We start from the raw sequence: 25,346 nt of genomic DNA on the forward strand, positions 1-25,346 counted from the left end.
CCGCGCATTCGCGCGCGGTGCGATAGAGGAGAACGAACAGGCATGGTGAACAGCACCGTCGAGAAGCTCAGCCCGACCCGGGTGAAGCTCCACATCACGGTCACGCCCGACGAGCTCAAGCCGAGCATCGCTCACGCGTACGAGCACATCGCGCAGGACGTGCAGATCCCCGGCTTCCGCAAGGGCAAGGTCCCCGCGCCGATCATCGACCAGCGCATCGGGCGTGGCGCCGTGCTCGAGCACGCCGTCAGCGAGGGTCTCGACACGTTCTACCGCCAGGCCGTCGAGGCCAACGAGCTGCGCGTGCTGGGCCGTCCCGCCGCCGAGGTCACCGAGTGGCCGAACGAGAAGGACTTCTCGGGCGACCTGCAGGTCGAGGTCGAGGTCGACGTCCGCCCCGAGTTCGAGCTTCCGGCGTTCGAGGGCACCACCGTCGAGGTCGACGCCATCGAGGTCGACGAGTCCGCCATCGACGAGGAACTCGACCGCCTCCGCGGCCGCTTCGGCACGCTCGTCACCGTCGACCGCCCCGCGGCGACCGGAGACTTCGTCGAACTGGACCTCGTCGCCACGATCGACGGCGCCGAGATCGACCGCGCCGAGGGCGTGTCGTACGAGGTCGGCTCCGGCGAGCTGCTCGAGGGCATCGACGAAGCGATCGAGTCGCTCACGGCCGGCGAGGACACCACGTTCCGCTCCAAGCTCGTCGGCGGCGACCACGCCGGCGAGGAGTCCGAGGTCTCCGTCGTCGTCAAGGCCGTCAAGGAGCGCGAGCTTCCCGACGCCGACGACGACTTCGCGCAGATCGCCAGCGAGTTCGACACCATCGCCGAGCTCCGCGACAGCCTGAAGGACCGCGTCGGCGAGCAATCGGTGTTCACCCAGGGCTCCGCCGCGCGCGACAAGCTCATCGAGCAGCTGCTCGAGCAGGTCGACATCCCGGTGCCGCCGGCGCTCATCGAGTCCGAGGTGCACAACCACCTCGAGGGCGAGAACCGCCTCGAGGACGACGTGCACCGCGCCGAGGTGACCGAGGCGAGCGAGAAGCAGTTCAAGACGCAGATGCTGCTCGACGCGATCGCCGAGAAGGTCAACGTGCAGGTCTCGCAGGACGAGCTCACCCAGTACCTCGTGCAGTCCGCCGCCCAGTACGGCATGGCTCCCCAGGACTTCGTGAACGCACTGCAGGAGGGCAACCAGCTCCCCGCCATGATCGGCGAGGTCGCCCGCAACAAGGCGCTCGCTGTCGTGCTCGGCCAGGTCACCGTCGTCGACACCAACGGCAAGCCCGTCGACCTCACCGGCTTCGTCGCCGTCGAGGACGAGGCCGACGCCGAGGACGAGGTCGTCGAAGAGGCGCAGGAGATCGCGGATGCCGCGGCCGACGCCGACGCCGTGATCGAGGCCGAAGAGGCCCCGAAGAAGCCCGCCAAGAAGGCACCGGCCAAGAAGAAGGCGGCCGCCGAGAAGGAGTAAGTCGCTGCACAGCAGTGACGGGGGGACGGATGCCGCGGCATCCGTCCCCTTCTTCGTCCGAGGAGGACGCATGACCGACGACTGGGACACCCGCATCGCGCGCGTGTGGGCCGACGACGCCCTCGACGATCTGGAACGGGTGCGCGCCATAGATGAGATCGCGGCCGAGCGGCCCGCGCACGACCCGCGCGCCCTGTTCGAGCGCGCGGGCGCGCGCGACTCCGCCGGGATCGAGGAAGAGGCCGAGCCGCTGTACCGTGCTGCGCTCGACGGCGGCCTCGACGGCGAGCTGCGCACGCAGGCGGTGATCCAGCTCGCGAGCACCGTCCGCAACCTCGGCAAGGTCGACGAAGCACTCGCTCTGCTGCGCACCGAATACGAGCACGGGCACGCGGAGCCCCTGCACGATGGCGTCGCCGCCTTCTACGCGCTGGCGCTGGTCTCGTCCGGCGACGCGGTGCGCGGGGCATCCATCGCTCTCGAGGCACTCGCTCCGCACCTGCCGCGGTACACGCGATCGGTCGCCGGATACGCCCGGGAGCTCGTCGATCCGGAGGCCTGATCTGCCCAGGGCGAACACGGGCGGGTCGCCCGCGCCGCGCCGGTAGATTCGATGCACGACCACGGAATCAGGAGTACACATGGCCGAACCACTTGTCGCCACGAGCGTCTTCGACAGGCTGTTGAAGGATCGCATCATCTGGCTCGGGTCGGAGGTGCGCGACGATAACGCCAACGAGATCTGCGCGAAGATCCTCCTTCTCGCCGCCGAGGACACGCAGAAGGACATCTACCTCTACATCAACTCGCCCGGCGGCTCGATCACGGCCGGCATGGCGATCTACGACACCATGCAGTTCGTGCCGAACGACATCGTCACCGTCGGCATCGGCATGGCCGCGTCGATGGGCCAGCTGCTGCTCACCAGCGGCACCAAGGGCAAGCGCTACATCACCCCGAACGCCCGCGTGCTGCTGCACCAGCCGCACGGCGGCTTCGGCGGCACCGCGAGCGACATCCAGACGCAGGCCCAGCTCATCCTCGACATGAAGCGCCGTCTCGCCGAGATCACGGCGGCCCAGACCGGCAAGCCGGTCGAGCAGATCAACGCCGACGGCGACCGTGACCGCTGGTTCAGCGCCAAGGAGGCTCTCGAGTACGGCTTCGTCGACCACATCCGCGAGTCCGCGACCGACGTGGTCGGCGGCGGCGGAACCGCGAGCTGACGGCACCGAAGGCGAAAGAGAGAGAACCCGGAATGCACACCCCCACCTTCGGACCGTCCGCCCCTCAGGGGCTCCAGATGCCCGGCAGCCGCTACATCCTTCCTCAGTTCGAGGAGCGGACCGCCTACGGCTACAAGCGTCAGGACCCGTACAACAAGCTGTTCGAGGACCGCGTCATCTTCCTGGGCGTCCAGGTCGACGATGCCTCGGCAGACGATGTCATGGCCCAGCTCCTGGTGCTCGAGAGCCAGGATCCCGACCGCGACATCATCATGTACATCAACTCGCCCGGCGGCTCGTTCACGGCCATGACGGCGATCTACGACACGATGCAGTACGTGTCGCCGCAGATCCAGACGGTCGTGCTCGGCCAGGCGGCATCGGCGGCGGCGGTGCTCCTCGCGGCCGGCGCGCCCGGCAAGCGACTCGCGCTGCCGAACGCCCGCATCCTGATCCACCAGCCCGCCGTGGGCGAGGCCGGCCACGGTCAGGCGTCCGACATCGAGATCCAGGCCGCCGAGATCATGCGCATGCGCACGTGGCTCGAGGAGACCCTGGCGAAGCACTCGAACAAGACGCAGGCCGAGGTGAACAAGGACATCGATCGCGACAAGATCCTGTCCGCGGCGGAGTCGCTGACCTACGGTCTCATCGACCAGGTCCTCACGACCCGCAAGCGCACGCCGGCGGCGCTGACCAAGTAGCACGTCGCCGCCGCTCGAAGCCCCGCCGTCCGGATCACCGGGCGGCGGGGCTTCGCTGTGGGCGGAAAGGCACGCGTCCACAATGCGCGTCGCAATCCCGCCGCATGTCGTCGCGAGCTATTAGGCTCGGAGAACAGCCGGGGGGCTGCCCCCCGACGCAACGAGGAGGAGCCTCATGGCACGCATCGGTGAGAGTGCCGACCTGTTCAAGTGCTCCTTCTGCGGCAAGAGCCAGAAGCAGGTGCAGCAGCTGATCGCCGGTCCCGGGGTCTACATCTGCGACGAGTGCGTCGAGCTGTGCAACGAGATCATCGAAGAGCGGATGGCCGAGTCCACCTCGGGCGTCGTGACCGACTTCGACCTCCCCAAGCCTCGTGAGATCTTCGGCTTCCTCGAGGAGTACGTCGTCGGCCAGCAGGCTGCCAAGCGCGCACTGTCGGTGGCCGTCTACAACCACTACAAGCGCGTGCGTGCCCACGGCACCATTCAGTCCGCCGAGCAGCGCGCCGACGAGATCGAGATCGCCAAGAGCAACATCCTGCTCCTCGGCCCCACCGGCTGCGGCAAGACCTACCTCGCTCAGACCCTCGCCAAGCGGCTGAACGTGCCGTTCGCGGTGGCCGACGCCACGGCCCTGACCGAGGCGGGCTACGTCGGCGAAGACGTCGAGAACATCCTCCTCAAGCTCCTGCAGGCGGCCGACTTCGACACGAAGCGCGCCGAGACCGGCATCATCTACATCGACGAGGTCGACAAGATCGCCCGCAAGGCCGAGAACCCGTCGATCACCCGCGATGTGTCGGGCGAGGGCGTGCAGCAGGCGCTGCTCAAGATCCTCGAGGGCACGGTCGCGTCGGTGCCGCCCCAGGGCGGACGCAAGCACCCGCACCAGGAGTTCATCCAGATCGACACCACGAACGTGCTGTTCATCGTGGCCGGCGCCTTCGCGGGGCTCGAAGACATCATCTCGTCGCGTGTCGGCAAGCACGGCATCGGTTTCGGCGCACCGCTGCACAACAAGGGCGACGACCTCACGCTCTTCAGCGAGGTGCGGCCCGAGGACCTCCACAAGTTCGGACTGATCCCGGAGTTCATCGGGCGCCTGCCCGTCGTCGCGTCCGTGTCGCCGCTCGACCGCGAGGCGCTGATGGAGATCCTGACCGAGCCGAAGAACGCGCTCGTCAAGCAGTATCAGCGCATGTTCGAGCTCGACGGCGTGTCGCTGGAGTTCGACACCGAGGCGCTGGGGGCGATCGCCGAGCTGGCGGTGGAGCGCAAGACCGGCGCCCGTGGCCTCCGTGCCATCCTCGAAGACGTGCTCGGGCCGATCATGTTCGAGATCCCGTCGACCGACGAGGTCGACAAGGTCGTCATCACCCGTGCCGCCGTCGAAGAAGGTGCGACGCCGACCCTCGTCCTGCGAGAGAAGCGCAAGAGCGCCTGACCGCGAGCGGGTGTCCGAGCCCAGCCGTAGCGTCGGAGAATGGCTGCCACCCCGTTCGAGATCCGCGTCGCCGATGAGGTCCTGGTCGACCTGAGGGACCGGCTCGCCCGCACGAGGCTCCTGCCCGATTCGCCGAATCGACCGGCCTCGGGCCTCACCGCGTCGTACCTCGCCGACCTCGTGTCGTCCTGGCGCGAACTCGACTGGCGCGAGCGCGAACGATGGCTCAACGCGCACCCGCAGTTCACCGCCGAGATCGGCGACGCGACGATTCACTTCGCCCACCTCCGCTCCGAGCGGGCCGGTGCCCCGGCCCTCGTGGTGATGCACGGCTGGCCCCACACGTTCGCCCTGCAGCTGGAGTTCGCCGACCTGCTGCCGGACCTCCACGTGGTCGTGCCGAGCTTCCCCGGGTTCGCCTTCTCGAGCCCGTACGCCGACGGCCTGATGACGGAGCAGCGCCTCGCCGACACCGTCCACGCGCTGATGACCGAGGTGCTCGGGTACGACGAGTACCTGACCTACGGCGAAGACGTGTCGGCGAACGTGAACGATCTCATCGCGTCGCAGCATCCCGATCAGGTGCTCGGGATCGTGGTGAGCCACGCGCACTTCCCCAGCCAGGAGGAGCGACAGGCACTCACAGCGCCCGACGAGGTCGCCTTCTTCCAACGGCTCGCGGCCGACCACGGCACGGCCGGCGCCTACGGGCACGTGCAGGCGACGCGCCCCGACACGCTTGCGGCCGCGCTCAACGACTCACCGGCCGGGCTGCTGGCGTGGCTCGCGGAGAAGCTGGTCGAGTGGAGCGACACCCCGTCCGGCGAGCCGCGCGACGTCGAGCGGCGGATCTCGCGTGACCGCATCCTCACCGAGGCGATGATCTACTGGGTCACCCAGAGCATCGCGACGTCGTTCCGCCCCTACTACGAGGGAGCCGACCAGCCCGACGCGATGCCGCCGGTCGAGGTGCCGTCGGTCGTCTTCATCCAGCGTCACGAGGCCGACTACCCCGAGTCGCTCGCGCGGGGGTTCTACCGCGATCTGCGCACCTTCGAGCGACTCGACGAGGGCGGGCACTTCGCGGTGGCGGAGGTGCCGGCGGCCATGGCGGCTCGCGTCCGCGCGTTCGCTCACGAGCTGGGCGTCCTCTGACGCCCAGCCCGCGGACGGACGTCAGGCGAGCAGCCCGCGACGCTCGAGCAGCGGCCGGATGTCGGCATCCCGTCCACGGAAGTCACGGTACGCCTCGAGCGGATCCTTCGACCCTCCGACGCCGAGGAGGCGCGTGCGGAAGCGATCGCCGTTCTCCCGCGTGAGCCCGCCGTTGTCGCGGAACCACTCCACGGTGTCGGCGTCGAGCACCTCGCTCCAGATGTAGGAGTAGTAGCCGGCGCTGTAGCCGCCCGAGAAGACGTGGGCGAAGTACGTCGACGAGTACCGGGTCGGCACCGCCGGGTTGCCGAGGCCGATCGACGAGAGAGCGGATGCCTCGAACTCGGCCACGTCGATGTCGGCCGCGGCCTCCTCGGCGGTGAGGGAGTGCCAGGCCTGGTCGAGCCACGCAGCGGCGAGGTACTCGCTCGTCGCGAACCCCTGATTGAACGCCTCGGAGGCGTGCAGCTTCTCGACGACCTCGGCGGGGAGGGGCTCATCGGTGTCGACGTGGCGGGCGTACGAGGCGAGCACCTCGGGCCAGTAGATCCACATCTCATTGACCTGGCTCGGGAACTCCACGAAGTCGCGGAACACGTTGGTGCCGGCGAAGTGGGGGTACGTGACGGTCGCGAACAGTCCGTGCAGGGCGTGGCCGAACTCGTGGAAGAGGGTCGTCACCTCGTCCAGCGTGAGGAGCGTGGGCTTGCCGGGAGCGGGCTTGGGCACGTTGAGGTTGTTCACCACGATCGGCCTGGTTCCACGCAGCGCCGACTGCGAGACGATCGAGTTCATCCACGCGCCGCCGCGCTTGGTGTCGCGCGTGTACAGGTCGAGCATGAAGAGGCCGAGCTCGGATCCGTCGGCGTTATGCAGCTCGAACACGCGGGCGTCGGGGTGGTAGGCCGGGATGTCGGTGCGCTCCGAGAACGTCACGCCGTAGAGCTCGGTCGCGGCGCGGAAGACGCCGTCCTGCAGCACGCGCTCAGCCTCGAACCACGGTCGGAGGGCGCTGCGATCGAGGTCGTACTCCGCCGCGCGCACCTTCTCGGTGTAGAACGCCCAGTCGTGCGCCTCGAGGGGGAAGAGCTGCGGCTGCGCATCGACGATGGCCTGCAGCGCCGCCTGCTCGCGCTCCGCATTGCGGGCGGCGGGCACGGCCAATCGCCGCAGCAGATCGTGCACGGCCTCGGGCGAGCCGGCCGTCTCATCGGACGTGATGTAGGCGGCGTGGGTGTCGTAGCCGAGGAGCGCAGCGCGTTCGGCACGGAGACGCACGATCTCGCGGAGCACCTCCCGGTTGTCGTGCTCGTTGCCCCTCGACCCACGGGAGCGCGAGGCGTCGAGGATCCGCTTGCGGCTCATCCGGTCGGTGAGCGACGAGAGATACGGATGCCCCGTGAACAGGGTGAGCGTGACGACCCACTTCCCGTCCAGGCCGCGGTCTGCAGCGGCCTGCGCGGCGGCGGAGAGCTCGCCCTCGGTCAGACCGTCGAGCTCTTCCACCGTGTCGAACACGATCGCGAGGTCGTTCGTGTCCGCCAGGAGGTTCTTCTCGAACGCCGTGGTGAGCGTCGACAGACGCTGGTTGAGGGCGGTGAGCTGCTCCTTCGCGGCGTCGTCGAGCCCTGCGCCGGCGTGCGACATCTCGCGGTAGTGGCGCTCGACGAGGTAGCGCTGCTCGGGATCGAGCTCCGATGCGTCGAGCTGGTCGTGGACCGTCTTGATGCGCCAGTACAGCTGGGCGTCCAGCTGGATCGAGTCCTGATGCGCCGACATCAGCGGCGCCAGCTCCTCTTCGATCGCCTGGATCTCGGGCGTCGCGTCGGCGGACGAGACCGTGTAGAACGTGCGGGCGACGTCGCCCAGCAGCTTGCCGCTCTCCTCGAGCGGCACGAGCGTGTTCTCGAACGTGGGCATGGAGCGCACGCGCGTGATGTTCGAGATCTCGCTCGAGTGCTCGGCGAAAGCCTCCCGGAACGCGGGCAGATAGTGCTCCGGGCGGATCGAGGGGTAGTCGGGAAGCCCGTAAGGGTGAGGGGCCGGGGACAGCAGGGGATTGTCGTTCGCCATGACGATCAGCCTAGTGTCGGGCGCTCGCGATGCCGAGGTGTCTTTGCAAACGCATCGTTGCAAAACATGCGTTGCAAAGAAGTACTTGCAAAGAAACCTTTGCATCACTAGTCTGACGGCATGGCCGAGAACATCGCGAACGAAGAGCAGGATGCCCGGGCTCGCGCAGAGCAGCGCCACAACGAGGACCGGGTCCTCGACTCGGGTGCTCTCCGCGCCCTGGCGCACCCGCTCCGAGTGAGAATCTACGACATTCTCAGCCAGTACGGACCGCAGACCGCGAGCTCGCTCGCTGAGCGGCTCCACGAGTCGAGCGGCTCGACCAGCTACCACCTGCGGGCTCTCGCCAAGCACGACCTGATCCGCGAGGCCGCCGATCGCGGCACGGGGCGCGAGCGCTGGTGGGAGCGGCCCGTCGGAGGCGTCTCGTTCGCCAGCCCCGAGGCGATGGCGACACCGGCCGGCCGCGCCGCCACCCAGGTGGTGATGAACGAGTTCCTGCGCAATCGCAACGATCAGCTCCTGGAGTTCGTCAACCGAGGCATCGACGGCGAAGAGGCGATGTGGCAGGAGGGCACGCTCATCTCGACAGCCACCGCCCGACTCAGCCCCGAGCAGAGCAAGGAGCTGACCCTCGGGATCATGGCCCTGATCGACGAGGCCGTCGACAAATACCGCAACCAGACCGGCGAGAACGTTCGTCCCGTGACCATCCGGGCCGACGTCTTCCCGCTTCCCACGCTAGGAGGACAGTCATGACCGCACTCACCGCCCCACGCGCCGCCGTCCGCACCACCGGCTTCGAGCGGATGCTGCTCACCGCCGCCGTCGGCATCGACCGGTTCGTCGCCGCCCGCCTGGAGCGCCGGTCCACGGCATCCGGCGCCGTCGGTGCACGCACCGCGGCCGGCGACGCCCGCACCGATGCCCTCGCGCTCGGCTCGGTCGGAATCCTCCCGCGATGACCGACACAGTCGACGCCGTCGAGGCGACGGAGGAGTCCGGGCGCAAGGGCCGGGCCCCTCTGGGCCGCGACTTCGGAAAGCTCTGGACCGCCGCGGCCTTCAGCAATCTCGCCGACGGCGTCGGCCGGGTCGCGGTGCCGCTGATCGCCACCACCCTCACGCGCGATCCGCTCGCGATCGCCGCGCTGGGGGCGCTCGCCTTCGTCCCGTGGCTCGTGTTCGGACTGCCGGCCGGAATGATCGTCGACCGCTACGACCGCCGCTACATCATGGCGTTCGCCAACGGGCTGCGCGGACTGGCCGCGGTCGGCCTGGCGGTGCTCACCGTCACGGGCTCGCTCGACATCTGGTGGCTGTTCGCCGCGACCCTGGTCTTCGGGCTCGGCGAGACGCTGTTCGACAACGCGACGAACGCGATCATCCCGTCGCTCGTGAAGCGCCCGTCGCTCGACCGCGCCAACGGCTTCCTGCAGGCCGCCCAGATCACGATCGACAACTTCATCGCCACTCCGATCGGCGGGGTGCTGTTCGCCGTGTCGCTGGCGCTGCCGTTGTGGGTCGGCGCCGCGGGCTATCTGATCCCCATCGCCCTCGCGATCATGCTCCCGCTCTCCGCGGCCCGCCCGCTGCGCGATGCCCCCGCCGCCCCACGCCACGACGCTCCCGACCCCGCGGCCGCCGTCGCCGCGGGCGAGCCGCTCGCTGCGAGCGAGGCGCCTGCCGAAGCCGCTGCCGAGTCCGCCGCGATCGCGTCGACGCCGCAGAGCTCGACGTCGGCACGCGAAGCGGTCTCCTACCTCTGGAACCACCGCTTCCTGCGCTCGATGGTGGTCTTCACCTCCATCGTGGGCTCGGCGTTCTCCTTCGCCCAGGCGCCGACGATCCTCTACTTCCTCGACGAGCTCGCCGTCGCGCCGGCGGCGATCGGCGTCGTGACGGCGGGCATCGGCCTCGGCGCTCTCGCCGGATCCCTCGTCGCCTCGACGCTGGTGAGCCGCTTCGGTCGCGGACCGGTGATGCTCGGCGCCAACTTCGTGGCAGCCGCATCCCTCGTGGCGGTCTGGGCCGCACCCGAGGTGATCACGGGCGTCCTCGCCTACAGCCTCATGGCGTGCGCCGTGTCGGTGTGGAACGTGCCGTGGGGGGCGCTGCGCCAGGCGATCGTGCCGGGCCACATGTTCGGCCGTGTCCTCGGGATCATCCGCACCTTCACGTGGGGGCTGTTCCCGTTCGCGACGCTTCTCGGCGGCTGGGTGGCGCGCTACGACCTGCGCCTGCCGTTCGTCATCGCGGGCGCCGTGACGCTCGTGACGGCTCTCGTCGGCTGCCGGCTGCTGCTCGACGCCTCGAACCACAACGACCCCGAGTACTGAGCCGGCGTCAGGTCCGCGCGGATGGCGGCCTGATGCGAGATCATGAGGCTTGTCGCGACACTCCACGGGTGAGAGCTGTCGAGAGGAAGTGCCGATGCCACGATCGATGCGCGTGACCGGGCTGGTCCTTGCCGTCGGGCTCGGCGCCGCGCTGAGCGCGTGTGCGACTTCAGGTGCCCCGGGTGCCGGTCCGTCGGTCCCGGACGAGATCTACGACTGCCAGGGCACGCCGATCGCCGCGAGCGTCATCGCGAACGAGCCATCGCTCGACAGCCTGAGCGCCGCCGGCGAGGATGCGGTCGCCTCGGCGAGCTTCGAGGGCATCGACCCGCTCGAGATCGACGAGGACGAGGGGTGGTTCGTAGGGTCGGAGGAGGCGGAAACGATCGTCCTGCTGAGAGCCGTCGACCCGGCCGACTCAGGCGGGGAGACGTATCCGAGCGGTGATCGGGAGATGCTCACGATCGGCTACATCGGCGACGCGACGAATCTTGATCCGGGGTGGTACGTGATCGCGCGCTCGACCTGCTCGCTGCGTGTGGACATCGGGGCTCTGGGGGTGGCAGAGCTCGAACTCGATCCGGACGCGGAGGCGGACGCTGCCTCGACGGAGGTCGCCCTGCTCGTCACGGAGCAGGCGTGCAACTCGGGCGAAGACGCTGCGGGCCGCATCGAGGTGGTCCGGCTCGTCGAGACCGGGACGACCGTGGAGGTCATCCTCGGGGTGGAGCCCCGAGGCGGTGCCCACACCTGCCAGGAAAATCCCCAGACCCCGTTCACTCTCGAGCTGGCTGCACCCCTCGGCGATCGCACGCTGCTCGATGCGAGTCTCGTACCCGCCCGGCAGCTCAGCCCTGCCCCGGAGTCCTAGCCGAACCCGTCCTCCGGGTCGTGGCGGACGACGGCCTCGCCGTCAGCGTCGAGCTCGACGATGACGCCGGTGTCGAGCTCGGCGATGGGCTTGCCCTCGAGCCAGGTCAGCGTCCAGCGAGGACGCGGCTGGCCGAGCTCGTCGGCGGGCATCGCGTCGTCGACGGAGCGGATGCCGCGCCGCAGCGCGTCGGGGACTGCCTTCGGCGCGTCGTCTCCCGACGTCCAGCGTGTTCCGAGCTGCATGTCAGACCTCCTGCGGGGCGAGTTCGATGCTGTCGATGACGAGCTCGTTCCAGCCGTCGAGCAGTTCGAGCCGCTCGATGCGGCCGACGGCCTGGAGATCTCCCGCCGCCAGCCGGAGCCGCGCGATCGTCGGGTCGTCCGCGCGGAGGGTCAGCGACGTCACGGCCGTCTTCTGAGAGGCCTTGGCCTCGGTCTTCGCGCGACGGATACCGATCAGAGCCGCGCTTGCGGCCGTCAGGACTGCCGGGTCGCCCTCCATGCCCAGTGGCTCGGGCCAGGGGGCGGTGTGCACCGAGCCCTCGTTGAACCACGACCACGACTCCTCGGTCGCGAACGAGATCACCGGGGCGAACAGGCGCAGCAGGGTCGACAGGGCCGTGCGCAGCGCGAGAGCGGCCGAGGCCTGTCCGACGTCGGTCTGGTTGTAGGCACGCTCCTTGACGAGCTCGAGGTAGTCGTCGCAGAAGGTCCAGAAGAACGACTCGGTCAGTTCGAGCGCTCGCGCGTGATCGAACGACTCGAGCGCCTTGGTCGCCTCGCGGACCACGCCGTCGAGCGTGGTGAGCATCGAGGCGTCCAGCGCGTGCGTCACCTGAGCGCCCTCCGGCACCGGGAACGACAGCACGAACTTCGCGGCGTTGAGCACCTTGATCGCGAGGCGGCGGCCGATCTTGATCTGCGTCGGGTTCTGCGGGTCGAAGGCGGCGTCGGTTCCGAGGCGGCTCGAGGCCGCCCAGTAGCGGACGGCGTCGGAGCCGTGCTGCGCCAGGATGTCGGCCGGCGTGACGACGTTACCCTTGGACTTCGACATCTTCTTGCGGTCGGGGTCGACGATGAAGCCTGAGATCGCGGCATCCGACCAGGGTGCGCGGCCGTCCTCGAGCGCGCTGCGCAGCATCGTCGAGAACAGCCAGGTGCGGATGATGTCCTGGCCCTGCGGGCGCACGTCGAACGGGGCGACCAGGTTCCACAGCTCCGGATCGCGCTCCCAGCCGGCGGCGAGCTGCGGGGTCAGCGACGAAGTGGCCCAGGTGTCGAAGATGTCCTGCTCGCCGTCGAAGCCGCCGGCAACGCCCCGCTGGTCCTCGGTGTAGCCCGCGGGCACATCCGTCGTCGGATCGACCGGCAGCGAGCCGTGGTCGGGGGTGAGGACGCGGGAGTAGTCGCGTTCGCCGTTCTCGTCCAGGCCGTACCAGACCGGGATGGGCACGCCGAAGTAGCGCTGACGCGAGACGAGCCAGTCGCCCGTCAGACCGTTCGTCCAGTTCTCGAAGCGCACGCGCATGAAGTCGGGGTGCCAGGACATCTCGCGGCCGAGCGCGATGAGCCTGTCGCGCAGCGCCTCGTCGCGGGCACCGTTGCCGATGTACCACTGGCGGGTGGAGACGATCTCGAGCGGGCGGTCGCCCTTCTCGTAGAACTTGACCGCGTGGGTGAACGGCTTCGGCTCGCCCTCCAGCTCGCCGGACTCCTGCAGGAGCTCCACCACGCGCTTCTTGGCGCTGAACACGGTCTTGCCCGCGAGCTCGGCGTATGCCGCGGTCGCGGCATCCGTCACGATCACGTCGGGGGCGTCGGCGAGCACGCGGCCGTCCTGCCCGAGGATCGTGCGATTGGGCAGGTCGAGCTCGCGCCACCAGATGATGTCGGTCACATCGCCGAAGGTGCAGATCATGGCGATGCCCGAGCCCTTGTCCTTCTGGGCGAGCGGGTGGGCCAGCACCGGCACCTCGACGTCGAAGAGCGGTGTGCGGACGGTGGAGCCGAACAGCGGCTGGTAGCGCTCGTCGTCGGGGTGCGCGACCAGGGCGACGCAGGCCGGGAGGAGCTCGGGGCGCGTCGTCTCGATGTGGACATCGCCCGAGCCGTCGGTCTTGTGGAAGGCGATGCGGTGATAGGCCGCCGGCTGATCGCGGTCCTCCAGCTCGGCCTGGGCGATGGCCGAGCGGAAGTCGATGTCCCACAGCGTCGGGGCCATGGCCTGGTAGGCCTCGCCGCGGTCGAGGTTGCGGAGGAAGGCGAGCTGGCTCGTGCGCATCGTCTCGTCGGAGATGGTGCGGTAGGTCTGGGTCCAGTCGACGCTGAGTCCGAGCGCGCGCCAGAGTGCCTCGAAGTGCTTCTCGTCCTCGACGGTGAGCTTCTCGCAGAGCTCGATGAAGTTGCGACGGCTCACGGGCACCTGATCGGCGGCACGGCTCGACTTGTTGTCACCGCCCTCGTACGGGGGAGTGAACTCCGCGTCGTAGGGCAGTGTGGGGTCGCAGCGAACGCCGTAGTAGTTCTGCACCCGGCGCTCGGTGGGCAGGCCGTTGTCGTCCCAGCCCATCGGGTAGAAGACGGTCTTGCCCCGCATGCGCTCGAAGCGCACTTTCACATCGGTGTGGGTGTAGCTGAAGACGTGCCCGATGTGGAGACTTCCCGACGCGGTGGGCGGGGGAGTGTCGATCGAGAACACCCCGGCACGGCCGACCTCGGCGGCCCGGATACGGTCGAACAGATACGTTCCCTGCTCGGTCCAGGCGGTGTCCCACTTGCTCTCGAGACCTTCGAGGGCGGGCTTGTCGGGAATCTGCGCGTCGGCCATGGGGTCTCCTGAGGCGATATGTACGGCACTGTGTGAGCGTGCCTGAGTGTGGGATCCCCGCCATTCTACCGGAGGGCGTCTCGGGAATAGGCGGGCCGAGCCCCGCGTTGATCGACTGCGTCCAGAAACCAATAGGCTTGTCTGGATCCCCCATCCGAATCTCCCGAGGTCACGCATGCCCGCTCGTCCTGTACGCCGTCTCGCCGCCGTCGCCGCTCTCGCGGTCGGGGCCCTCGCACTCGGCGCCTGCGCCGGCGGCTCGACCCCGCAGTCATCGGACGGCGAGGTGGTCTGGGCCATCGAGGGCGCCAACCTCTCCGCCGGCCACATGGACCCCCAGACGAGCCAGCTCGACGTCTCGGCCATGGTGCAGCGCGCGGTGCTCGACTCCCTGGTCTTCCAGGAGCCGGACGGCACCTTCACGCCGTGGCTCGCCTCGGAGTGGGAGATCGAGGATGATGGCGCGGCCTACGTGTTCACGCTCCGCGACGACGTCACCTTCCACGACGGCGAGCCGTTCGACGCGGCCGCGGTGAAGGCCAACTTCGACCGCATCGCCGACCCCGAGACGGCATCGGCCCAGGCCGCGAGCATGCTCGGCGGGGAGTTCTACGCCGGTACCGAGGTCGTCGACGAGCACACGGTGCGCGTGTCGTTCACGCAGCCCTACTCGCCCTTCCTGCAGGCGGCGAGCACGTCGCTGCTGGGCTTCTACTCGCCCGCGGTGCTCGAGTCCTCGGCCGACCAGCTGAAGGCCGGCGGACCCGACATCACGGTCGGCACCGGGCCCTTCGAGCTCACCGACTACACGCCCGACCAGGAGATCGTCTACACCCGCAACGACGACTACGCGTGGGGGCCCCACGACTCCGGTGCCGCGCAGTTCGAGACGCTCCGGGTGGACATCCTTCCCGAGGCGTCCGTCCGCGTCGGCGTGGTCGAGAGCGGCGAGGCGGACCTCGCCAGCCAGCTGCCGCCGAACCTGGCCGCCGACATCGACGACGCCCTCGTGGTCGACTCGAACGAGTACCCCGGGCTCCCGTACTCGCTCTACCTGAACGAGAAGTACGGCGTCTTCGCCGATGAGCGCGTCCGTCAGGCGTTCTCGCGCGCCATCGACATCGACTCGGCGGTCGAGGAGATCTTCTTCGGCCAGTTCCCGCGCGCGTGGTCGGTCCTCGGCTCGACCACGCCGACGTACGACGACTCCCTCGAGGGCACCTGGGCCTTCGACGCCGACGAGGCGAATGCGCTCCTGGATGAGGCCGGCTGGACCGAGCGCGATGCCGACGGGTTCCGCACGAAGGACGGCGAGCGCCTCTCGGCGCGCTGGATCGCCTGGACGCCCGTCCCCGATGACCGAGCCGCTCTCGCCAACGCCATCCAGTCCGACCTGAAGGCGGTCGGCTTCGACCTCGTCCGCGAGGTGCTCGAGCCCGGTGCGTACAACGAGCAGTACGGGCCGAAGACGTTCGACCTCACCGACTGGGGCTTCTCCGGCGTCGACCCGGACCTGCTGCGCAGCCACCTGCACACCGACGGCTTCCAGAACGCCTCGCAGGTGAGCGACCCGCACCTCGACGAACTGCTCGAGGAAGGCGTTGCCACCGCGGATGCCGACGCGCGCGGCGAGATCTACGCCGCCGTCCAGCAGTGGAACGCCGAGCACGTCGCGATCGTGCCGCTGTACAGCCCGTCGCTGATCACCGCCGTCGGCGAGAACGTGTCGGGCCTCACCTACGATCTGTACGGGCGCCCGCTGTTCTACGACGTCAGCCTCGGCTGATCCGGCGCCCCTCCGTGGAGGGACGATGACGACACCGAGCGCGGGCACGCGCCGCGTCCTCGCGCGCAGCGCCGGGATCGCGGCATCCGTCGTCATCGTCCTCTGGGGGGCGGCGACCGTGGCGTTCCTCGCGCTGCGCATCATCCCCGGGGATCCCGTCGACGTCATGCTCGGTCCGCAGGCGCAGGTCAGCGAGGCGGTGAAGGACGGCATCCGCGCCGAACTCGGCCTGGACCGCCCGCCTTTCGAGCAGTACGTCGCCTACCTCGCGCAGCTGCTCCAGGGTGACCTGGGGGAGTCGTACCAGCTGCGGATGCCGGTGACCGAGGTGATCGGGCGGCAGCTGGCAGCGACGATGCAGCTCTCGGCGGCGGCTCTCCTGATCGCGGTCGTGCTCGCGTTCTCGGTCGCGCTCCTGGCGCGCGGGCGCACCTCGCGCGCCATCGCCGCCGGCATCGAGCTCGTCATCCTCTCGTCGCCGGTCTTCTGGATCGGGCTGCTGCTGCTGAGCGTCTTCGCGTTCGGGCTGGGCTGGTTCCCCGTCTCGGGCTCGCGCAATCCGGCGACGCTGGTGCTGCCCGCCGTGACCCTGGCGCTGCCCGTCGCGGCGCTCCTCGGCCAGGTGCTGCGCGACGGCATCGAGTCGGCCGAGCGCCAGCCCTTCGCGACCACCGTCCGGGCGCGTGGTGCCGGCCCGACGTGGCTCACCGTGCACCACACGCTCCGGCACGGCGGGACGGGCGCCCTGACCCTCGCCGCGTACCTCGTCGGCTCGCTCCTCGGTGGAGCCGTGCTCGTCGAGACGGTGTTCGCCCGCCCGGGACTCGGGCGCGTCACCCTCACGGCGATCACCGACCGGGACCTGCCCGTGATCACGGGGATCATCCTGCTGAGCGCGCTCGTGTTCGTGGTCGTGAACCTCGTCGTGGAGCTGACGTACCCCCTGCTCGATCCCCGGCTTCGCCGGGCTCCGTCCGGTGCGACCGTGCGCGAGAGGGTCCCCGCGTGACGGCGTCGCGGCGGGTGGCCCTGGGCGCAGCGATCGCCGTGCTCGCCCTCATCGCCGCCCTCGCGCTCGCTCCCCAGCTGTTCACCGCGTCCGACCCGCTGCAGACCGACGTGCGCGCCGCGCTGCTGCCGCCGAGCCCCGAGCACCTGTTCGGCACCGACCAGAGCGGGCGGGACGTCTACTCGCGCGTCGTCTACGGCACCGGCCGATCGGTCGGGATCGGGCTGCTCGCGACGGCGCTGGCCTTCGCGATCGGCCTGGGCGTCGGTGCACTCTCCGGGGTCGCGCCGCGAGTGGTCGATGCCGCCGCGATGCGTGCGACCGACATCCTGATGGCGTTCCCCGAGTTCCTCGTGGCGCTCGTCGTGGTCGCCGTGCTCGGGCCCGGGCCGGTCAACGTCGCGATCGCCGTGACGATCGCGGCCGTGCCGGTCTACATCCGGCTCGCGCGTGCCCAGACCCGGACGCTGCGCCTCGCCGAGCATGTCGAGGCGGCGCGCATCCTGGGCGTCTCCGCGCCGCGCGCCTTCACACGTCACGTCGTGCCGGGGGTGATCGGCGCGCTGAGCGTGCTGGCGACGATCGGCATCGGGTCGAGCATCCTCGCCGCCGCCGGGCTCAGCTTCCTGGGCCTCGGGCCCACCGAGCCGACGCCCGAGTGGGGGCTCATGCTCTCCGGCGGCCGCAACGTCCTCGGCCAGGCGTGGTGGATCTCGGTGTTCCCCGGTGCTGCGATCACCCTGACCGTCGTCGCGGCCACGGTGCTGGGCCGGTCGCTCCGGGCGCGCGCGGACGGACGAACGCGATGACCGGCCTGAGCGTCCGAGGACTGACGGTGTCGTTCGGCGGCACGGTGGCCGTCGACGGACTCGACCTCGAGGTCGCTCCGGGCGAGTGCGTCGCGATCGTGGGCGAGTCGGGCGCCGGCAAGTCGCTCACGGCGCGCGCACTGCTCGGCCTCGCCCCGGCCGGGGCGACCGTGCGCGCCGAGGAGCTCTCGGTCGACGGAGTCGACGCGCGAGCGCTGGGCGACCGCGGATGGCGTGCGCTGCGCGGATCGCGGATCGCCCTCGTCTCGCAGGACGCACTCGTGTCGCTCGATCCGCTCCGCCGCGTCGGCGCGGAGGTGGCGGAGCCGCTGCGGCTTCATGGGCGCCGGATGACGCGTCCCGCCCTGCGGGAGAAGGTCGAGGAGCTGCTGGCCGGGGTTGCGATGCCCGAGCCGGGCCGCCGTGCGGACCAGTATCCGCACGAGCTGTCCGGCGGGCTCAGGCAGCGGGCGCTCATCGCCTCGGCCCTGGCCGGCGACCCCGCGATCCTGGTCGCGGACGAGGCGACGACCGCCCTCGACGCCACCGTGCAGGTGCGGATCCTCCGACTCCTCCGCGAGATCGCCGACCGGGGCGTCGCGGTCGTCTTCATCAGCCACGACTTCGCCGCCGTCCGCGGGATCGCCGACCGCGTCCTCGTCATGCAGTCCGGACGCGTCATCGAGTCCGGCACCGTTGCCGCCGTCTTCGGCTCCCCGCAGCACCCCTACGCGCAGCGGCTCGTCGCGGCGACCGGGCACGCGCCGCGGCCGCCGATCGCCGCGGACGAGACCGTGCGCCTGGCGGTCCGCGGGCTGTCGAAGACGTTCGATCGCCCGGCGGTCACCGATGTCTCCTTCGAGGTGAGACGCGGGCGCACGCTCGGGATCGTCGGCGAGTCGGGATCGGGCAAGACGACCGTGGCGCGCATGCTCGTCGGGGTCGAGCGACCCGACGCAGGAGAGGTGCTCCTCGACGGCGCGCCCCCGACGCCGGAGGCACAGCGCCGTATCCAGCTCGTGCATCAGAACCCGCTGGGTGCGCTCGACCCGCGCTGGACCGTCGAGCGCTCCCTGAGCGAAGCTCTCGAAGCCGGAGAGGTTCCCCGAGCGGAGCGCGGGGCGCGCGTGCGGGACCTGCTCGCCGAGGTGGAGCTCGACCAGGCGCTGGGCAGGCGCCGTCCGGCCGAGCTCTCCGGCGGGCAGCGGCAGCGCGTCGCGATCGCGCGCGCCCTCGCCGCGGCGCCCGAGGTGCTCGTGCTCGACGAGCCGGTCTCCGCCTTGGATCCTCTCGTCCGCGAGCGCGTGCTCGCCCTCCTGCTGCGGCTGCAGCGCGATCGCGACCTCACCATGGTGTTCGTGTCGCACGACCTCGATGTCGTCGCCGCGGTGGCCGACGATGTGCTGGTGATGCAGGCGGGCGCCGCCGTCGAGCAGGGGACCACGGCTGCCGTGTTCGCCGCGCCGCGGCATCCGTTCACCCGTGAGCTGCTCGCTGCGGCGCGCCCCGCGGCCCCCGCTCCCGGGGTCGCTCCGCTCAGTCCCTGACGTCGATGCCGAGCGCGGCCGCGAACGCCGGCGCGAGCTGCTCCACCTGCCACGGGGTCAGGGTCGCGCCGCGCAGGGAGCCGACGTCGAGGTACGAGCCGGCCTCGAGCCCGCGGAGGTCCGTGCTGTCGGCGCGGAGGCCGCGGGTGTCGACCTCGTCGGCGCGCGCGGCGTCGAAGCGGACGCGGGACAGCTTCGCCTGCGGAAGATCGAGCGTCGTGATGACGCAGTCCGTGATCAGCAGGTCTTGCACGGCGCCTCCGGCGAGCGACAGGTAGTCGATGCGGATGCCGCGCAGCTCGACCTCGTCGACCTCGGCGAGTGAGAGGTCCAGCGTGCCGATCCGGCCGCCGGCGAGGCGCACTCGGCGCAGCCGCGATCCACGGGCGGCCACGGCGGCCGCGCGCAGCTCGTCGACCTCCACGTCGACGAGGGTCGCGCCCTCCAGGTCGAGCCGACTCACGGTGGCGCCGGTGATGCTGCACTCCGTCAGCACGGCGTGCGCGGCATCCGTCACGTCTTCCAGGTCTTCGACGCGCACCTGGAAGTACTCCTCCTGCGCGCGCAGCCCGCTCACCGTGTCGGTCAGTCTCGGAAGGTCGGGCGGTGCCACGCGCGGGGCGTGCGGAAGGACGGGGCGGCGGGCCATAGGGCGACGCTAGCGCGGGATTCCGACACCCCGCCGGCGCGCGCCGGGTAGACTGGGACCACAGACGTCGATCCGGCCATCACCGGGGAGTCCTCGGAAGAACGGGATTCCGGTCCTCACTAGAACCGAGCGGGGCAGGCCCGTCACAGCCGCAGTGAGAGGGGTCTCTCCCGGCCGCAAGGCCGGCGGAGGCAATGCAGGGTGGTACCGCGGTCCGCGAGGGTCGTCCCGGCAGGACGCGTTCGAACGAGCACCTGCGAGTTGAGATGACCTACCCCCGACCCTCCGCCTTCGGCCCCGCCGCCGATTCCGTCGTGCCGAGCCCGCGCTTTCCCGAGATCGAGCGCGAGACGCTCGCGTTCTGGGAGGCCGACGACACCTTCCGCGCGTCGATCGCGAACCGCGACGGCGCCGAGGAGTGGGTCTTCTACGACGGCCCCCCGTTCGCGAACGGGCTGCCGCACTACGGGCACCTGCTCACCGGCTACGCGAAGGATCTCTTCCCGCGCTTCCAGACGATGCGCGGCAAGCGGGTCGACCGCGTCTTCGGGTGGGACACCCACGGCCTGCCGGCTGAGCTCGAGGCGATGAAGCAGCTCGGCATCACAGAGAAGACCCAGATCGAGCAGATGGGCGTCGCCGCCTTCAACGCGAAGGCGCGCGAGTCGGTGCTGGCCTACACGCACGAGTGGGAGGACTACGTCACCCGCCAGGCGCGCTGGGTCGACTTCGAGCGCGGCTACAAGACGCTCGACACGTCGTACATGGAGTCGGTGCTGTGGGCGTTCAAGACGCTGCACGACAAGGGGCTCGCGTACGAAGGCCACCGGGTGCTGCCGTACTGCTGGCGCGACGAGACGCCGCTGTCGAGCCACGAGCTGCGCATGGACGACGACGTCTACAAGATGCGTCAGGACCCGTCGGTCACCGTGACCTTCCCGCTGACGGGCGCCAAGGCCGAGGCGCTCGGCCTCACGGCGGTGCGCGCCCTGGCGTGGACGACGACCCCGTGGACCCTTCCCACCAACTTCGCCCTCGCCGTCGGCCCCGACATCCGCTATGCCGTGCTCCCGGCGGGTCCTGCCGGCGCCGCCGACGTGCACCACGACCCGACGACGCGCTCGGGCGCGGTCGGCGACGCCCACGACCCGATCGAGGCCTCGTCGCACCGGTACCTGCTGGCCGAGGAGCTTCTCGCCGGCTACGCCAAGGACCTCGGCTACGAGTCGGCCGAGGCGGCACGCGCCGCGGTCGTCCAGACGGTGCTCGGCGCCGAGCTCGAGGACGTCACGTACGACCGCCTGTTCGACTACTATGCCGATGCCGAGACCTGGGGGACCGGCACCTCGTGGCGGATCCTCGTGGACGGCTATGTCACGACCGGTGACGGCACCGGCATCGTCCACCAGGCCCCGGCCTACGGCGAGGACGACCAGCGCGTCACCGAGGCCGCCGGCATCCCGCTCATCATGAGCCTCGATGACGGCGGACGCTTCCTGCCGCAGGTGAGCGATGTGGCCGGCGAGCTGTGGATGGACGCGAACACGCCGCTCGTGCGACTGCTCCGCCAGGAGGGGCGCCTGCTGCGCCTGGCGAGCTACGAGCACTCCTACCCGCACTGCTGGCGCTGCCGCAACCCGCTGATCTACAAGGCCGTGTCGAGCTGGTTCGTGCGCGTGACCGAGTTCAAGGACCGGATGCTCGCGAACAACGAGCAGATCACATGGGTGCCCGAGAACGTCAAGCACGGCCAGTTCGGCAAGTGGGTCGAGGGCGCGCGCGACTGGTCGATCAGCCGCAACCGGTACTGGGGATCGCCGATCCCGGTGTGGAAGAGCGACGACCCCGACTTCCCGCGCGTCGACGTGTACGGATCGCTCGAGGACCTGGAGCGCGACTTCGGCCGCCTGCCCCGCAACGCCGAGGGCGCGGTCGACCTGCACCGGCCGTACATCGACGACCTGACGCGCCCGAATCCCGACGACCCGTCCGGACGCTCCACGATGCGCCGCATCGAGGACGTCCTGGACGTGTGGTTCGACTCCGGCTCGATGCCGTTCGCGCAGGTGCACTATCCGTTCGAGAACCACGACTGGTTCGAGTCGCACTCGCCCGCCGACTTCATCGTCGAGTACATCCCCCAGACCCGCGGCTGGTTCTACGTGATGCACGCGCTGTCGACCGCGCTCTTCGACCGGCCGGCGTTCATCGGGGTGTCGTGCCACGGCACCGTCCTCGGCAGCGACGGGCAGAAGATGTCGAAGTCGCTGGGGAACTACCCGAACGTCTCCGAGGTCTTCGACCGCGACGGCTCCGACGCCATGCGCTGGTTCCTCATGGCGAGCTCGGTGCTGCGCGGCGGAAACCTCGTCGTCACGGAGGAGGGCATCCGCGCCGGCGTGCGGGAGTTCATGCTGCCGCTGTGGAACGCGTGGTACTTCTTCTCGACCTACGCGAACGCCGCCGGAGGTCCAGAGCGGGCCGGGTACGAGGCGACCTGGCGCACCGACTCGACCGACGTGCTCGACCGCTACATCCTCGCGCTCACGGGCGACCTCGTCCGCGGCGTCGCGAGCGACCTCGACGGTCTCGACTCGACGACGGCGGCCGAGCGACTGCGCGACTTCGCCGAGGCCCTCACGAACTGGTACATCCGCCGCTCGCGGGACCGCTTCTGGGTCGGGGTGTCCGACGACCCGAAGAGCCGCGAGGCGTTCGACACCCTGTACACGGTGCTCGAGACGGTGACCCGGGTCGCCGCGCCGCTGATCCCACTCGTGTCCGAGCGCATCTGGCAGGGGCTGACCGGCGGTCGCAGCGTCCACCTCGAGGACTGGCCGGACGCCTCGGCGTTCCCCGCCGCCGACGACATCCGCTCGGCGATGGACGCCGTGCGTCAGGTGTCGAGCGTCGCCAACGCGCTCCGCAAGAAGGAGGGCAAGCGCGTGCGCCTGCCGCTCGCCCTGCTGACCGTCGTGATGCCGGATGCCGCGTCCCTCGCGCAGTTCGACGGCATCCTGCGCGACGAGCTCAACGTGAAGGCCGTCGAACTCGTCGAGCTGGACGGCGACATCGCGGAGCGCTACGGCGTCAGCAAGCGCCTGACGATCAACGCCCGGGCGGCCGGTCCGCGCCTGGGCAAGCAGGTGCAGCACGTCATCCTCGGCGCGAAGGCCGGGCTCTGGGAAGAGGTCGACGGCGTGGTCGTGGTCGACGGCATCGCGCTGCAGGACGGCGAGTACGAGCTCACGCTCGAGGCCGGCGGCGTCGACGAGAGCACGGCGATCGCGCTGCTCTCGGATGGCGGCTTCGTGCTGCTCGACACCGCCACCACGCCCGAGCTCGAGGCCGAGGGTCTGGCGCGCGACGTCATCCGCGCCGTGCAGGACACGCGCAAGGGGGCGGGCTTCGACGTGAGCGACCGCATCCGGCTCGGACTGTCGTTCGCCGATGCGCAGGATGGCGCGGCCGTCGAGTCGGCCTTCGCCGTCGCCGACATCGCGGGCGAGACGCTCGCCGTCGAGCACGAGGTGGCGATCGTCCGAGGTCTCTCGAGCGACGGCGCCGACCACACGGCGGAGTTCGCGGCGGGAACGTACGCCAACCGCGGTGCGTTCACCGTCTCGGTGACGAAGGTGGAGGCATCCGCATGACCGATCGCGACATCGCCCGCGCGGACGCCGTGTACGCGGCGCTCCTGGAGCGGCAGGGTGAGCGCTGGGTGCAGCCGCGGGTGGAGCGCACGCGCCGCGTGCTCGAGCTCCTCGACGACCCGCAGAAGACCTACCGCGTCGTGCACGTGACCGGGACGAACGGCAAGACCTCGACCAGCCGGATCATCGAGAGCCTTGTGCGCGCGCACGGCCTGCGCACCGGCCTGTTCACGAGCCCGCATCTCGAGCGGTTCACCGAGCGCATCATGGTGGACGGCGAGCCGATCGCCGACGCAGCCGTCGCGGATGCCTGGGAGGAGATCGAGCCGTTCGTCGGACTCGTCGACGCCGAGCTCGCCGCCGCCGGCGACGCACCGCTGACCTTCTTCGAGCTGCTCACCGTGCTGGCGTTCGTGGCGTTCGCGGATGCCCCGATCGACGTGCTCGTGCTCGAGGTCGGGATGGGCGGCTCGTGGGACTCGACCAACACCGCGGACGGCGACGTCGCAGTGTTCGCGCCCATCGACATCGACCACGCAGACCGCCTCGGTGACACCATCGCCGAGATCGCCACCGTGAAGGCCGGGATCATCAAGGACGGCGCCGCCGTCGTGTCTGCGCGACAGGATGCCTCGGCCGAGGCGGTGCTGCGCGAGGCGGCTGCGGCGCGCGGAGCCACCATCGCGTTCGAGGGCCAGGACTTCGCGCTCGCCCGGCAGAGTCTCGCGGTGGGCGGGCAGCTGATCACCGTCCGCGGGCTCGCCGGAACGTACGAGGACGAGTACCTGCCCCTCTACGGCGGTCATCAGGGCTTCAACGCCGCCCTCGCGATCGCCGCGGTCGAGGCGCTGATCGGCGGCGCCTCTCGGGGGATCGCGGGCGACGTGCTCACCGAGGGTCTCGCGCAGGCGACCGCGCCCGGTCGTCTGCAGCTGGTCGGGGTCGCCCCGACGGTGCTCGTGGACGCCGCCCACAACCCGCACGGAGCGCGGGCGCTGGTCGCCGCGCTGCAGGAGTCGTTCGACTTCGACGAGTGGGGGATCGTGCTGGGCGTCTTCGCCGACAAGGACGCCGCCGGGATCGTCGATGCTCTGGCCCCTGTCGCGGCGCACGTGTTCGCGACCTCGCCGGAGTCCGATCGCGCAGAGACCGCCGACCGGATCGCCGACCTGGCGGAGGCGAGCGCGCTGCCGGCCACGGTCCACCACGATCTCGGCCAGGCCGCCGAGGCGGCACGGGCATGGGCCGCCGAGTCGGATCGGCGCGCCGTCGTCATCGCCGGATCGGTGATCCTCGCCGGGCAGGCCCTCACCCTGGCCGACGCCGAGGAATGGAAGAGCGGATGGGACGCATGACCGACGCACCGGTCCCCGCGCCCCGGACCCGGCGCCCCCGCGGGGCCGCCGAGTCGCTCGCCTCGATCGTGCTCGCGTTCGAGTCGATCATCGCCTTCCTGGGCGGCCTGGTCATCTACGGGCTCCGCCCGTTCCCCGAGTCCGTGGCGCCCTGGTGGGGGATCGTCGCCGGAACCGTCGTCGCCGTACTCATGATCGTCACGACGCGCTTCCTGCGCTACCCCTGGGGCATCGCGCTGGGATGGGCGCTCCAGGTCGTGGTCGCGCTGGGCGCGATCCTCGTTCCCGGCCTGGCACTGGTCGCGCTCATTTTCGGTGGCATGTACGCATATGCGACGATCAAGGGAGCCGCACTCGATCGGCGCAACGCCGAGCTCGCGGCGAATCCCCCCGAGCAAGCCGGAACGGCGAACGGAGACTGA

21 protein-coding genes are annotated in these 25,346 nt (G+C 70.2%); 17 read left to right on the forward strand and 4 right to left on the reverse strand.

Translation table 11 applies throughout. The features are described from left to right. Positions 1–42 precede the first annotated feature (42 nt). From tig to SOM19_RS08900, 6 genes are all read left to right on the forward strand, one after another. Positions 43–1,476, forward strand: coding sequence for a trigger factor (gene tig, locus SOM19_RS08875; protein ID WP_320486157.1), 1,434 nt, complete (start codon positions 43–45; stop codon positions 1,474–1,476). 70 nt (positions 1,477–1,546) lie between these two features. Then, positions 1,547–2,038, forward strand: coding sequence for a tetratricopeptide repeat protein (locus SOM19_RS08880; protein ID WP_320486158.1), 492 nt, complete (start codon positions 1,547–1,549; stop codon positions 2,036–2,038). 79 nt (positions 2,039–2,117) lie between these two features. Then, positions 2,118–2,702, forward strand: coding sequence for an ATP-dependent Clp protease proteolytic subunit (locus tag SOM19_RS08885; protein WP_320486159.1), 585 nt, complete (start codon positions 2,118–2,120; stop codon positions 2,700–2,702). A gap of 32 nt (positions 2,703–2,734) precedes the next feature. Beyond that, a complete protein-coding gene (locus SOM19_RS08890) occupies positions 2,735–3,406 on the forward strand; it encodes an ATP-dependent Clp protease proteolytic subunit (protein ID WP_320486160.1) in 672 nt (223 codons plus the stop codon). A gap of 175 nt (positions 3,407–3,581) precedes the next feature. Beyond that, the gene (clpX, locus tag SOM19_RS08895) at positions 3,582–4,850 is read left to right on the forward strand and encodes an ATP-dependent Clp protease ATP-binding subunit ClpX (protein WP_320486161.1); all 1,269 of its coding nucleotides are present in this window, start codon (positions 3,582–3,584) and stop codon (positions 4,848–4,850) included. A gap of 39 nt (positions 4,851–4,889) precedes the next feature. Continuing rightward, positions 4,890–6,005: an epoxide hydrolase family protein gene (locus SOM19_RS08900; RefSeq protein ID WP_320486162.1), complete on the forward strand. Its 1,116-nt coding sequence runs from the start codon at positions 4,890–4,892 to the stop codon at positions 6,003–6,005. A gap of 21 nt (positions 6,006–6,026) precedes the next feature. On the opposite strand, the gene SOM19_RS08905 is transcribed toward SOM19_RS08900, so the two are convergent. Next, positions 6,027–8,078: a M3 family metallopeptidase gene (locus tag SOM19_RS08905; protein WP_320486163.1), complete on the reverse strand. Its 2,052-nt coding sequence runs from the start codon at positions 8,076–8,078 to the stop codon at positions 6,027–6,029. A 120-nt stretch (positions 8,079–8,198) separates the two neighbouring features. Between SOM19_RS08905 and SOM19_RS08910 the strand changes: the two genes are divergently transcribed. The 4 genes from SOM19_RS08910 (at position 8,199) to SOM19_RS08925 (ending at position 11,287) form a co-directional block, all read left to right on the forward strand. Beyond that, positions 8,199–8,837, forward strand: coding sequence for an ArsR/SmtB family transcription factor (locus SOM19_RS08910; RefSeq protein ID WP_320486164.1), 639 nt, complete (start codon positions 8,199–8,201; stop codon positions 8,835–8,837). After that, a complete protein-coding gene (locus tag SOM19_RS08915) occupies positions 8,834–9,043 on the forward strand; it encodes a hypothetical protein (protein WP_320486165.1) in 210 nt (69 codons plus the stop codon). Before SOM19_RS08910 ends, SOM19_RS08915 begins: the two co-directional genes overlap by 4 nt. After that, positions 9,040–10,416, forward strand: coding sequence for an MFS transporter (locus tag SOM19_RS08920; protein ID WP_320486166.1), 1,377 nt, complete (start codon positions 9,040–9,042; stop codon positions 10,414–10,416). The genes SOM19_RS08915 and SOM19_RS08920 overlap by 4 nt, the downstream gene beginning before the upstream one ends. A gap of 94 nt (positions 10,417–10,510) precedes the next feature. Beyond that, complete coding sequence (locus SOM19_RS08925) at positions 10,511–11,287, forward strand: hypothetical protein (protein WP_320486167.1); 777 nt, start codon at positions 10,511–10,513, stop codon at positions 11,285–11,287. On the opposite strand, the gene SOM19_RS08930 is transcribed toward SOM19_RS08925, so the two are convergent. After that, positions 11,284–11,532: a hypothetical protein gene (locus SOM19_RS08930; RefSeq protein ID WP_320486168.1), complete on the reverse strand. Its 249-nt coding sequence runs from the start codon at positions 11,530–11,532 to the stop codon at positions 11,284–11,286. The two genes, SOM19_RS08925 and SOM19_RS08930, sit on opposite strands and share 4 nt — an antisense overlap. A gap of 1 nt (position 11,533) precedes the next feature. Next, the gene (gene valS, locus SOM19_RS08935) at positions 11,534–14,116 is read right to left on the reverse strand and encodes a valine--tRNA ligase (protein WP_320486169.1); all 2,583 of its coding nucleotides are present in this window, start codon (positions 14,114–14,116) and stop codon (positions 11,534–11,536) included. A 175-nt stretch (positions 14,117–14,291) separates the two neighbouring features. Between valS and SOM19_RS08940 the strand changes: the two genes are divergently transcribed. Genes SOM19_RS08940 through SOM19_RS08955 form a run of 4 tightly spaced genes read left to right on the forward strand, consistent with a single transcriptional unit; the run spans position 14,292 to position 19,267 of the window. Further along, entirely contained in the window at positions 14,292–15,902 is a 1,611-nt protein-coding gene (locus SOM19_RS08940; RefSeq protein WP_320486170.1) for an ABC transporter substrate-binding protein, read from the forward strand. Positions 15,903–15,927: 25 nt separating this feature from the next. Next, complete coding sequence (locus tag SOM19_RS08945; protein WP_320486171.1) at positions 15,928–16,911, forward strand: ABC transporter permease; 984 nt, start codon at positions 15,928–15,930, stop codon at positions 16,909–16,911. Further along, positions 16,908–17,720: an ABC transporter permease gene (locus SOM19_RS08950; RefSeq protein ID WP_320486172.1), complete on the forward strand. Its 813-nt coding sequence runs from the start codon at positions 16,908–16,910 to the stop codon at positions 17,718–17,720. Before SOM19_RS08945 ends, SOM19_RS08950 begins: the two co-directional genes overlap by 4 nt. Continuing rightward, positions 17,717–19,267 carry an ABC transporter ATP-binding protein gene (locus tag SOM19_RS08955; protein ID WP_320486173.1) on the forward strand — a complete coding sequence of 517 codons (1,551 nt, stop codon included), beginning with the start codon at positions 17,717–17,719 and terminating at the stop codon, positions 19,265–19,267. The genes SOM19_RS08950 and SOM19_RS08955 overlap by 4 nt, the downstream gene beginning before the upstream one ends. Here SOM19_RS08955 and SOM19_RS08960 read toward each other — a convergent pair. Beyond that, on the reverse strand, positions 19,257–19,916 hold the full coding sequence (locus tag SOM19_RS08960) for a pentapeptide repeat-containing protein (protein WP_320486174.1): 660 nt from the start codon (positions 19,914–19,916) through the stop codon (positions 19,257–19,259). The genes SOM19_RS08955 and SOM19_RS08960 overlap by 11 nt on opposite strands. A 266-nt stretch (positions 19,917–20,182) precedes the next feature. On the opposite strand from SOM19_RS08960, the gene ileS reads away from it, so the two are divergent. Genes ileS through SOM19_RS08975 form a run of 3 tightly spaced genes read left to right on the forward strand, consistent with a single transcriptional unit; the run spans position 20,183 to position 25,346 of the window. After that, positions 20,183–23,569: an isoleucine--tRNA ligase gene (gene ileS, locus SOM19_RS08965; protein ID WP_320486175.1), complete on the forward strand. Its 3,387-nt coding sequence runs from the start codon at positions 20,183–20,185 to the stop codon at positions 23,567–23,569. Further along, on the forward strand, positions 23,566–24,924 hold the full coding sequence (locus SOM19_RS08970) for a bifunctional folylpolyglutamate synthase/dihydrofolate synthase (RefSeq protein ID WP_320486176.1): 1,359 nt from the start codon (positions 23,566–23,568) through the stop codon (positions 24,922–24,924). The genes ileS and SOM19_RS08970 overlap by 4 nt, the downstream gene beginning before the upstream one ends. Continuing rightward, complete coding sequence (locus tag SOM19_RS08975; RefSeq protein ID WP_320486177.1) at positions 24,921–25,346, forward strand: DUF4233 domain-containing protein; 426 nt, start codon at positions 24,921–24,923, stop codon at positions 25,344–25,346. Before SOM19_RS08970 ends, SOM19_RS08975 begins: the two co-directional genes overlap by 4 nt.

Origin of the sequence: Microbacterium sp. CFBP9034 (assembly GCF_034045255.1) — a bacterium.
Classification (GTDB): Bacteria; Actinomycetota; Actinomycetes; order Actinomycetales; family Microbacteriaceae; genus Microbacterium.

Coding starts and splice junctions, on each gene's coding strand:
- clpX (WP_320486161.1), top strand. CDS start 3,582: ATGGCACGCATCGGTGAGAGTGCCGACCTGTTCAAGTGCTCCTTCTGC.
- SOM19_RS08930 (WP_320486168.1), bottom strand. CDS start 11,532: ATGCAGCTCGGAACACGCTGGACGTCGGGAGACGACGCGCCGAAGGCA.
- SOM19_RS08905 (WP_320486163.1), bottom strand. CDS start 8,078: ATGGCGAACGACAATCCCCTGCTGTCCCCGGCCCCTCACCCTTACGGG.
- SOM19_RS08940 (WP_320486170.1), top strand. CDS start 14,292: ATGCCCGCTCGTCCTGTACGCCGTCTCGCCGCCGTCGCCGCTCTCGCG.
- SOM19_RS08920 (WP_320486166.1), top strand. CDS start 9,040: ATGACCGACACAGTCGACGCCGTCGAGGCGACGGAGGAGTCCGGGCGC.
- SOM19_RS08925 (WP_320486167.1), top strand. CDS start 10,511: ATGCCACGATCGATGCGCGTGACCGGGCTGGTCCTTGCCGTCGGGCTC.
- SOM19_RS08915 (WP_320486165.1), top strand. CDS start 8,834: ATGACCGCACTCACCGCCCCACGCGCCGCCGTCCGCACCACCGGCTTC.
- SOM19_RS08900 (WP_320486162.1), top strand. CDS start 4,890: ATGGCTGCCACCCCGTTCGAGATCCGCGTCGCCGATGAGGTCCTGGTC.
- SOM19_RS08960 (WP_320486174.1), bottom strand. CDS start 19,916: ATGGCCCGCCGCCCCGTCCTTCCGCACGCCCCGCGCGTGGCACCGCCC.
- SOM19_RS08880 (WP_320486158.1), top strand. CDS start 1,547: ATGACCGACGACTGGGACACCCGCATCGCGCGCGTGTGGGCCGACGAC.
- valS (WP_320486169.1), bottom strand. CDS start 14,116: ATGGCCGACGCGCAGATTCCCGACAAGCCCGCCCTCGAAGGTCTCGAG.
- SOM19_RS08910 (WP_320486164.1), top strand. CDS start 8,199: ATGGCCGAGAACATCGCGAACGAAGAGCAGGATGCCCGGGCTCGCGCA.
- SOM19_RS08945 (WP_320486171.1), top strand. CDS start 15,928: ATGACGACACCGAGCGCGGGCACGCGCCGCGTCCTCGCGCGCAGCGCC.
- SOM19_RS08970 (WP_320486176.1), top strand. CDS start 23,566: ATGACCGATCGCGACATCGCCCGCGCGGACGCCGTGTACGCGGCGCTC.
- SOM19_RS08885 (WP_320486159.1), top strand. CDS start 2,118: ATGGCCGAACCACTTGTCGCCACGAGCGTCTTCGACAGGCTGTTGAAG.
- SOM19_RS08890 (WP_320486160.1), top strand. CDS start 2,735: ATGCACACCCCCACCTTCGGACCGTCCGCCCCTCAGGGGCTCCAGATG.
- tig (WP_320486157.1), top strand. CDS start 43: ATGGTGAACAGCACCGTCGAGAAGCTCAGCCCGACCCGGGTGAAGCTC.
- SOM19_RS08955 (WP_320486173.1), top strand. CDS start 17,717: ATGACCGGCCTGAGCGTCCGAGGACTGACGGTGTCGTTCGGCGGCACG.
- SOM19_RS08975 (WP_320486177.1), top strand. CDS start 24,921: ATGACCGACGCACCGGTCCCCGCGCCCCGGACCCGGCGCCCCCGCGGG.
- ileS (WP_320486175.1), top strand. CDS start 20,183: ATGACCTACCCCCGACCCTCCGCCTTCGGCCCCGCCGCCGATTCCGTC.